This is a genomic window from Geomonas sp. Red276 (assembly GCF_054784495.1).
Genome location: NZ_BLXW01000066.1, coordinates 1 through 7,976, shown reverse-complemented (window position 1 = coordinate 7,976; position 7,976 = coordinate 1). Strand labels below are relative to the sequence as shown.

9 protein-coding genes and 1 tRNA gene are annotated in these 7,976 nt (G+C 55.4%); 1 reads left to right on the top strand and 9 read right to left on the bottom strand.

Features of this window, described 5'->3' with window-relative positions; translation table 11 throughout:
* Nucleotides 1-81: 81 nt before the first annotated feature.
* Nucleotides 82-774 (top strand): hypothetical protein, encoded by a 693-nt coding sequence (locus tag ACYVL5_RS23200; RefSeq protein ID WP_460597922.1) that lies wholly within the window; start codon nt 82-84, stop codon nt 772-774.
* Between the two features lie 250 nt (nt 775-1,024).
* Here the strand turns inward: ACYVL5_RS23200 and ACYVL5_RS23195 are convergent, their stop codons facing one another.
* From ACYVL5_RS23195 to ACYVL5_RS23155, 9 genes are all read right to left on the bottom strand, one after another.
* Nucleotides 1,025-1,285, bottom strand: coding sequence for a hypothetical protein (locus ACYVL5_RS23195; RefSeq protein ID WP_460597921.1), 261 nt, complete (start codon nt 1,283-1,285; stop codon nt 1,025-1,027).
* Between the two features lie 295 nt (nt 1,286-1,580).
* On the bottom strand, nt 1,581-2,195 hold the full coding sequence (locus ACYVL5_RS23190; RefSeq protein WP_460597920.1) for a hypothetical protein: 615 nt from the start codon (nt 2,193-2,195) through the stop codon (nt 1,581-1,583).
* A 363-nt stretch (nt 2,196-2,558) separates the two neighbouring features.
* Entirely contained in the window at nt 2,559-2,828 is a 270-nt protein-coding gene (locus ACYVL5_RS23185) for a hypothetical protein (protein WP_460597919.1), read from the bottom strand.
* Nucleotides 2,829-2,934: 106 nt separating this feature from the next.
* The gene (locus ACYVL5_RS23180; RefSeq protein WP_460597918.1) at nt 2,935-3,888 is read right to left on the bottom strand and encodes a replication initiation factor domain-containing protein; all 954 of its coding nucleotides are present in this window, start codon (nt 3,886-3,888) and stop codon (nt 2,935-2,937) included.
* 103 nt (nt 3,889-3,991) lie between these two features.
* Complete coding sequence (locus ACYVL5_RS23175; protein WP_460597917.1) at nt 3,992-4,405, bottom strand: KilA-N domain-containing protein; 414 nt, start codon at nt 4,403-4,405, stop codon at nt 3,992-3,994.
* Nucleotides 4,406-4,746: 341 nt separating this feature from the next.
* A tRNA-Lys gene (locus ACYVL5_RS23170) sits at nt 4,747-4,822 on the bottom strand.
* Between the two features lie 242 nt (nt 4,823-5,064).
* On the bottom strand, nt 5,065-5,958 hold the full coding sequence (locus ACYVL5_RS23165) for a Rossmann-fold NAD(P)-binding domain-containing protein (protein WP_460597916.1): 894 nt from the start codon (nt 5,956-5,958) through the stop codon (nt 5,065-5,067).
* Between the two features lie 123 nt (nt 5,959-6,081).
* Nucleotides 6,082-6,726, bottom strand: a complete 645-nt coding sequence (locus ACYVL5_RS23160) for a hypothetical protein (protein WP_460597915.1) — start codon at nt 6,724-6,726, stop codon at nt 6,082-6,084.
* Nucleotides 6,727-6,899: 173 nt separating this feature from the next.
* Nucleotides 6,900-7,544, bottom strand: coding sequence for a hypothetical protein (locus ACYVL5_RS23155; protein WP_460597914.1), 645 nt, complete (start codon nt 7,542-7,544; stop codon nt 6,900-6,902).
* Nucleotides 7,545-7,976: the final 432 nt, after the last annotated feature.

Here is a 7,976-nt window from a genome sequence, read left to right as displayed (position 1 = left end):
GATCGCTAAGTGGAAAATGAGGTTGGCGACGGTTGCAGCCAAACTGGAAAATTAGGCTGGCGACGGGGGTGGAAAATTCGGTTGGCGACAACCCCCTTCAAACTGGCAAATTACCATGGCGCTCGACACCAAGGGGCTGCGCCTCTTCACCTATGGGTAGTGGAAATCAACACTACTACCATAGGAGCTTACATTTCCAGAGATGACCTCACCCCAGGAATTATTGCAGTAAATGACACACTGATAAACACTGTTAGCAAAAAGATCTACTCATTTAATGGATCTATTTCAACTATATATGACGATAGTGCTGGCATCATAGCGAAGGCCGGATACATGGTCGGTGACCCTATATTTGCCCAGTTTGGTGTCAACTTCCAAGGTTCTGGTTATTATGTCTTAAATAATGGCAACACCGAGATTGCAAAAGAGCCTGCGATGACAAATGATGTACATTCCTACTTTTATGCAAATTTGACATCTGGGACTATGCTTTCTGTGATGAATGGTGGTTTGAATAATGGCGCAAATGATATAAAGGAATACCATATCGGTTACAATGAAAGCGGACCTGCAGGCAACACAAGTGTATTGATAGGGGGTACCGGTAATTCTAGTTTCACTGTGTTAAAAGAATCACAATTACTCACTGATGTCCAAAGTTGGTCAGTTGGCGACCATTTAAAGGGCATTATTTATGCCTGTAGTGATAAAAGTTCATCAGTAATGTGGGCGGACCTCACGCTAACAGAAATCAAAGACATACAACAATAAGGGTCTTCAGAAGAAATGTTTGAGAATTGGCGGATGTCAACTTTTACCAAAAAATTGGCATTGGCAGAAACGCCGTAACCCTTACTACGACAAGGAGTTACGGCGTTTTGCGTCCTAAGGAGAACATAAGGGCGATTTTTGAATCTCAAGTCTTAGAGGTATCCGGTAAAACTTGCTATTTGGAGTCCTTTAGGAGGTGGCCCGATCCGAACCTTTTAACGTGCTATAAATTTCGTTTCTGAGACATCCCCTACTGGCTCCAGGTGACCGCGTGATGTGCAATCGAGACAACCAGACGGTTATAGAGCTTTTCCGCTGGGCTTCCTATTTGGCTCCTCGGGCTGAATCCGGGGAAGATGCTTTTGACGTGGTGAAGGGCCAACCGGACGGCAGCGGTCTTATCACCTGCCGACCGGGCCAGGAAGTCTAAGGCCAGGGTGCGGGAAGGCAGCAGGGCGTCTCTCGCCTCTAGGGCTACCCTCTCCAGGTGTGGGTGATTATCCGTTATCATGTTGTTCTCCTATCGGCCCATACCCTGACCAGGACCAGGGCGAGAAGTGGGCCTCAAAATGGAAATTGTGCCGTGCTGGCAATCGCCAGCGGGTGGCTGGGCCGGGTGGATGGTGACTGGCATAGCTCTCTTTAAAAGCCAGTCGGCATCCGCGCCAGGATCGCCGCGACGAGGGGATTAATGGTCAGGGGCTGACAGGTGGTACAGTGCAGTTGCTCCTGCGGCCAGTCCGCTTTGAAGAGGTGCCCGCAAGCCGGGCACCTGCGGATGTATGCGGGGATCTTCACGGCCTACCTCATCGGACGTAACCGGAGTGCCAGGTATCAGCCTGGGGCGGGTTCGTGACCCATTGGGGAGGTCCTTGCTTCGGGCTGAAGCTCTTGGCCTGGGGGGCCTGGTAGGGCTGCACCCGGAGTTCTGCCGTTGCCCCTCGGATGACACCCGAAACGACCTCCAGGAGTTCCCCGGAGCCGGTCTTGAGCACCCGCCCGGTCAGTCCCGCGAATCTCCGGGGAACGGTCAAATAGTTACCCTCATGCTTCAGGATCGGGAGGCGCGTGGAGGTCTGAGCCAGCCTCACGGAAGCCCCCTGTTGGCCTTGCGCCTCTTGCTTCTCCATCACGGCGGCAGTGCCGATGACCGGGGCTGTGAGGGCTACCTTACACCCTGCTTTCACTTCGAACGCCAGCACGACCAGGGTGTAACCCTTTCCCTCGAATTCCTGCCCGTGTAACAAGGGCGTGGCGTGTTCGAACATGGCCGATTTAAGGTCATCGGTGACGATGGCCTGATAGGATTTCTCACTGTTGGCGAGGCGAAGGGGAGCGCCGTATTGGGCAATGTCGCTGATCCTCTTGGAGGTCAGGGCGGCGAGTTCAGAATGGATGTGGTCGAGTTCTTCGATGTTCATGGATGATCTCCTAAGAGTGACGTTTGAGGTACCCCCGATGTTTGCACCCTCGGGGGTGGGGTCCGGTAACCAGCCGGGGCGGGAAGGAGCCGCCGCAATACAAACTTTTGAAAGGCTTAGTAACCAGCCGAGTACCACGTCTTTAACGCGCTGTTGGGCGGGGGCGGTGCGGTCGGCTGGCACTGGTTGTCCGAGGGGAAAACGCTGATGTCCTCGGCTGAGGGGTATTTCCTACGGACCATGCCGTAGGCTACCTTGCCCGCCTCTGCCGGTGTCGCACCTGGGCAGGGGAAAGAGCCTGTGGTACGAGTGTTGTCGTGGAATATGACGATAAAATCGACCATGTAGAATGGCCTCTGTACGTTATCCATTGCAGCACCCCATGGTTTCCAGCATCTTCGTGAAATGCTGGATGACGTTAATCATGTCCTGAAGCAGGGCGGGCTGGTCCCGGTGGGCCTCCAGCAATCGGCTGATGTTCTGGCGACCATCGGGCCGGGTGTCGGCCTTGAGGAGGTGAAAGAGGCTCTTGTTGAGGTCGCTGATGGCTCGGTACTCCTTAGAGCCTTTAGGGTGCTGATCGTGAATACGGTCGATTTCAGAGTTGAGGGTTTCGATGATTTCGGTGTGCATGGTGGTCTCCTGAGTGCCCTTTGGGGTGCGGTGTAAGTTGCTTTAATTATTGAGGTGGTGGAAATGGGTGACAGATAATCATAAGGGTCCATTTCCAAGCTGAGGTCTAAAACGCAGGTACTGGCGATGCTCCGGTAAGGCTGTAAAGCATTTCGGCAATCCCCTGTATTTCCTCCGGGGGCGCCCCGGCGAGGTGACGCTTTATCGCTTTTAAAGCCCGGTCGGTGCGGGTCGGTGGAACGAACCAGGGCGAACGGTTACTGTCCGGTCGCTGGCGTAGGAGCTTCACCGCAGGTGCTGAGTCCAGGAACGAAGACCACCACGGAGCAGCGGGTCGGCGGTCCTTCCGCTTCCAACCTGCGACGTGGAACGTGAGGTTTCGGCGGAGCACCCCCAACGTTAGATCGTGGATCGCCTCCCCCTCGGCTATCCGGCGTACAACGTCGGTGGCGGCGGCTCGGTTCCTGATCCTGGCTTCAACCCGTACTGGACCTCGCCGCGTGTAGGCACAGATTGACAGGTCCGAGTCAAGCTCCCCGAAGTACAGGCTCTCTCCCGTTTCCCTCATGTACGTGGGCGGGTTTGGCTCCATCGTCCCAGTCTTCCTGTTCTTCCTGGGGCGGCAGGTCGTGGTGGTGATGCGGTTCTCGTATTGGTCGGAGCGGCTGCACTCAACGATCTCCGCCCACGGCAGAACGCCTCCCGTATCGTCGGCGGCGAGGTCTACGCGAGTAACCCAGCCTCGCCGGGCGACGATCTCGCGGCAAAGGTGTAGAACGTCGAACCCTCCAGCCTCCAGGGCGTCGCCGTGCACGTCGAGGTGTGAGGTTCCCGCGAGGTTACCGGCAACACCGGATAGCTGGATGCTGATAAGCTCTGCACCATGCTCTCCAGTGAGGGTGTAGGACTCCCGGTAGCCGTTCCGGCCACGCGGCAGCTTGACGGCGGCGGGGTCGAGTCCTTCGATGTGGAATAGCTCTTTTGCAAGTTGCGGGAGGTCGGCTGCTGTCATGGCGACCGGCAAGGTAAAGCTGAGGTGGTGGATCTGACAATCGGGCATAGGCACAGTCCTGTAACGGTGGGAATTAGCCAGAGGTGAATTTGGCCTCTACCTATCTATACACATGTCAGGCAGGACATTTTGACAGGGGGCACATACTTTTTCATAAAGGAAGGCGGGAGGGCGGGAACTTGGGTGTAGGCCGGATCACCTGGAGGTGGAACTTGGGGCTGATCCACATGGCGTAGGCGTAGACGAGTTCCTTGACGACGAAGGTGCCGCCGTAGCGACCGGGGGCGGCTTTAATTGGGGGAATTTCCCCCAATTGGATTTCTTCAACCAACTCCTGGGTTTGCTTGTTAGCAAGCCACTCTTTCGGCCTGTGGCGTTCCTCGCCTCCAGCCGCTCTGTGCAGGTCATTGAGGCAGTAGCGGCCTTCCTTGTCCTGCTTGATGGTGTTGTCGCGGATGAGGTGGGAATGGTGAGAACCATACGGCGAAACAAACAGGACTAAACTAGTCCTATTTATCCCCCTTGTTTGCTGACTCTCGAATAGGAGGGTTAGGGCTGAGGGCAAGAATGGTGCGGGTTGGAGGTGGGAAGTAAGGTGCTGATGATAGCACCCTTGCGCAGGGTGGGTGCCTATGGTAGAGTGTCAACAATTTGCCAACAATTTCAACCATACAACTGCGAGCTTTCTTAACAGTATCAGCATGTTATAGAATTGGTGGGCGTTCCCATCTCGCCCACCATTTACAAAGCGATTCCGATGCAAAATAGAAAGGGTGGAGTGCCTATCGGCACCCCACCCTTTTCTGTTTCCGGTTTACCACCGCAACCTCCGCGGTCCTCGGTTCAATTCCGAATCCAGTCTCCAAATTGAAAAGCCCCAGAGGATATATGGGGCTTTTCCGTGAATGGTGGGCCGCGTTGGGATCGAACCAACGACCTGAAGATTAAGAGTCTACTGCTCTACCAACTGAGCTAGCGGCCCATTCTTGATGCTGGATGTGAAAGTGGCGATCCTAAGGGGGGGGCAACCCCTTTGTCCGGCATGAGAGGCCAGCGTCCTGCTAGACGATGAGATCCTGGGAATTAGTAGCCACTTTGTAACTCTAAAGGTTCACTTCTTTTAGCAAATCAAGAGAATCTTTGCAAATGGAAATTATCGATTTTAACGTTCGCGCCTATCGCTATCAACGATACGCCAAGCCGAGACCATCACATCTCCACTTCTTACGGTGAATCCTTCGCCAATGCAATCCGAACCGCTTCGTCGTAGGGTGTCAACCGGAACGGGATCAGTTCCCGGATACGGTTGTCCTTGCAAACAACCTCATTTGCCAGCCCTTCGATAAGCGGCATGGATATTGACGGCTTAACCGGTGTGACCAGCCAGACCCAGTAAGAGGAAAGTTTGGGGGTTAAAACCGGGACAGGAAGGATGAACAGCTTTCTTTTTTCTATGGCGGCAAAGTGCTCCATCATCTCCCTGTAGGTCAGGATATCAGGCCCGCCGATATCGAAGGTCTCTCCTGCCGTGCGCTCATCGTGCAGACATCCGGTCAGGTAGCGGATAACATCGTCAACTGCAATGGGCTGGCATCTTGTGCTGACCCAGCGGGGGGTGACCATCACGGGAAGCCGCTCCACCAGGTAGCGGATCATCTCGAAGGACGCCCCGCCGCTTCCAATAATGACGGCGGCCCGGAGGAAGGTGGTCTTGAATGGTGCTGAGCTGAGAAGGCTGCCGATCTCCATGCGGCTTTGCAGGTGCCCGGAAAGCCTTGAGCCGGTTTCGCCCAATCCGCCGAGATAAATGACGCGTCTTACTCCCGCAGCAGTAGCGGCAGTAATGAAATTGTTCGCGGCGGCCCGGTCCCTGCTCTCAAATTCGGCACGCCCGCCGGCCATGGAATGAACGAGATAATAAGCGGTGTCAACTCCGTCCATTGCCGACGAAAGCGTTTCGGGGATGAGAAGGTCTCCGATGACGGCCTCTGCTCCAACAGGCAGGGAGAGGGAACGTCGCAGCAGGCAGCGGGGGGACACTCCTTCGGCGCACAGGGCTTTCACCAAACGTTGACCGATAAAACCTGAAGCTCCTGTAACCAGGATATTCCCAGCCATGAAAACCTCCCTAATTGCGGGCTCGCAAGAAGTGTATCACAGGAATACTTCGATACTTTGCACGGAATTGCTGGTACAATGGCCGGCATGAGTCCCGACAAGCTGCCTGACGTAGAAGCCGAATTAATCGCCTGCCAGCAGATTCTGGAGGACGATCACTCCGTATTTTCTATTCAATGGGTTGTGATCCCCCGCGAATTTCATTATGCCTTCACCTCTGCCGACCTCCTTGACTTGTACCTTGGCTACATTGAGAAATGTACCTTGAAAATTGTCCGCTCTGTGCGGACCGTCGAGGGAGTCGAGTTTCGCCTGATGACAAGTTCCCGTGCGCTGATGAAGTTCAGTCAGCCTCAGCATATTCAAATTGATGGCGGGGAGAGAACGATACTGCACATTGCCGGAGGGATGCTGGTACAACAGAAGCAGTGTGATAGAGGTCAACTGGAATTCATAGTTGAGGAAACATCGGCCGGCAGCAGGCTGACCTTGAAACTTTCCGACTACTGTCCGCTGCTGCTCGGCAGCAACAAACCCTCTCTCTGGCGGAAATGGCTGTATCGCTTTACCCAGGCCTACATCCACAAGATCGTCACCGTCCGTTTCCTGGCCATGGTCTACCGGAGCACCACCGGGAAGGGAGTAAGGAAGGGTGTAGTCAACATCGTCGTAAGACAAGGGAAAGCGACCTGATTGTCCTTGGCAAGGATTGATGTTCGGACAGAAAAAGGGCGGGGTCAAAGGCACCCCACCCTTTTTCTTTTTCATTTCCGGTTATCCTGGATCTGCGGCTTTACCTCTTTACACAATTCATCCGGCGCGACATGTCGTCGGCGCTGCAGCGATAATTTCCTTTCGGGGTGGCGGCCCTCCAGTCGACGTTGGTCATTCCCCTGTCGACGGCCGAGACGACGACTTCGTCGGGGGTAATGCCCCCCACGTTAAAGGGCCATGAGGCCTACGGGGAGGGACCAGGGGGTGAAACCGGAGGCGGAGAGGCTCCGGGCCCGGACATGGTAGCGGACACCGGGTGTTCGTCCGGGAATCTGGAAGGTGGTCACGACTGAGCGCTCAGGCTCAGGCCAGTCCGCCTCCAGGTCGGGATTGCCGTTGGTTATCTGCCACTCGAAGCTCTTCGCTCCGGGGGGGAGAAGGATCTTGCAGTCCAAACACCCCGTCCCCTTGGAATGGGTGAGCGTGACGACGGGTACCGCTATTGCCACTTTCGCTGCCGGCTTCTTCGGCTCCTGCCTAATCCGGTACCCCGTTCCCTGCAGCTTGGTCACATCTCCTTCGCACGCCATGCTGATGTACTGCCCGATTCCCTGCAGCCCGTCTTTGAGAACTTGGCAGCAGCTGTCCCGCTCGGAGAGCTTGGAAAAATTGCGGTTTCTCACTTCGCGGTCGAGCCCCTCCAGCACGTCGGCCTTTTGCCCCACCTCCTCGAGCGACATGACGCATCCCGGCCAGGGCGGGGGAAAGTGCGGATGATTGGTGAGGCCATTTTTGACCATCCTCGCCTCGGCGACAACGGCCGCCGCCGAATACCGTGTATAGCTGATCAACAGAAGTGGTTTCGCGACCATGTGGGCCTCCAAGCTAGAGTTTAAAATACTTTAATTTGTCATTTCAAATTGTCAACCACCAATCTTTCAAACGCCATCGATTACCTGCCAGCCTCATCCCGCACCGTCAGGATGGGGTTTGTGAATGCCTTCACCAGAGAAAGAGGGGATGCGGTGCGAGCAATGCCGGTTGGCGTGGACAGAGAGTCGGCTGGTCGTCTGAAGGTTTGCAGCTGGCGTCTGAAGGCTTGCAGCTGGTCGTCTGAAGGCTTGCAGCTGGTCGTCTGAAGGCTTGCAGCTGGTCGTCTGAAGGCTTGCAGCTGGCGTCTGAAGGCTTGCAGCTGGCGTCCGAAGGCTTGCAGCTGGCGTCTGAAGGCTTGCAGCTGACGTCTGAAGGCTTGCAGCTGGCGTCTGAAGGCTTGCAGCTGGCGTCTGAAGGCTTGCAGCTGGCGT

What these genes read in the sequence shown, in the direction of transcription:
- ACYVL5_RS23195 (WP_460597921.1), bottom strand. Translation starts at nt 1,285, where the DNA reads ATGATAACGGATAATCACCCACACCTGGAGAGGGTAGCCCTAGAGGCG.
- ACYVL5_RS23190 (WP_460597920.1), bottom strand. Translation starts at nt 2,195, where the DNA reads ATGAACATCGAAGAACTCGACCACATCCATTCTGAACTCGCCGCCCTG.
- ACYVL5_RS23185 (WP_460597919.1), bottom strand. Translation starts at nt 2,828, where the DNA reads ATGCACACCGAAATCATCGAAACCCTCAACTCTGAAATCGACCGTATT.
- ACYVL5_RS23180 (WP_460597918.1), bottom strand. Translation starts at nt 3,888, where the DNA reads ATGCCCGATTGTCAGATCCACCACCTCAGCTTTACCTTGCCGGTCGCC.
- ACYVL5_RS23165 (WP_460597916.1), bottom strand. Translation starts at nt 5,958, where the DNA reads ATGGCTGGGAATATCCTGGTTACAGGAGCTTCAGGTTTTATCGGTCAA.
- ACYVL5_RS23160 (WP_460597915.1), bottom strand. Translation starts at nt 6,726, where the DNA reads ATGAAAAAGAAAAAGGGTGGGGTGCCTTTGACCCCGCCCTTTTTCTGT.
- ACYVL5_RS23155 (WP_460597914.1), bottom strand. Translation starts at nt 7,544, where the DNA reads ATGGTCGCGAAACCACTTCTGTTGATCAGCTATACACGGTATTCGGCG.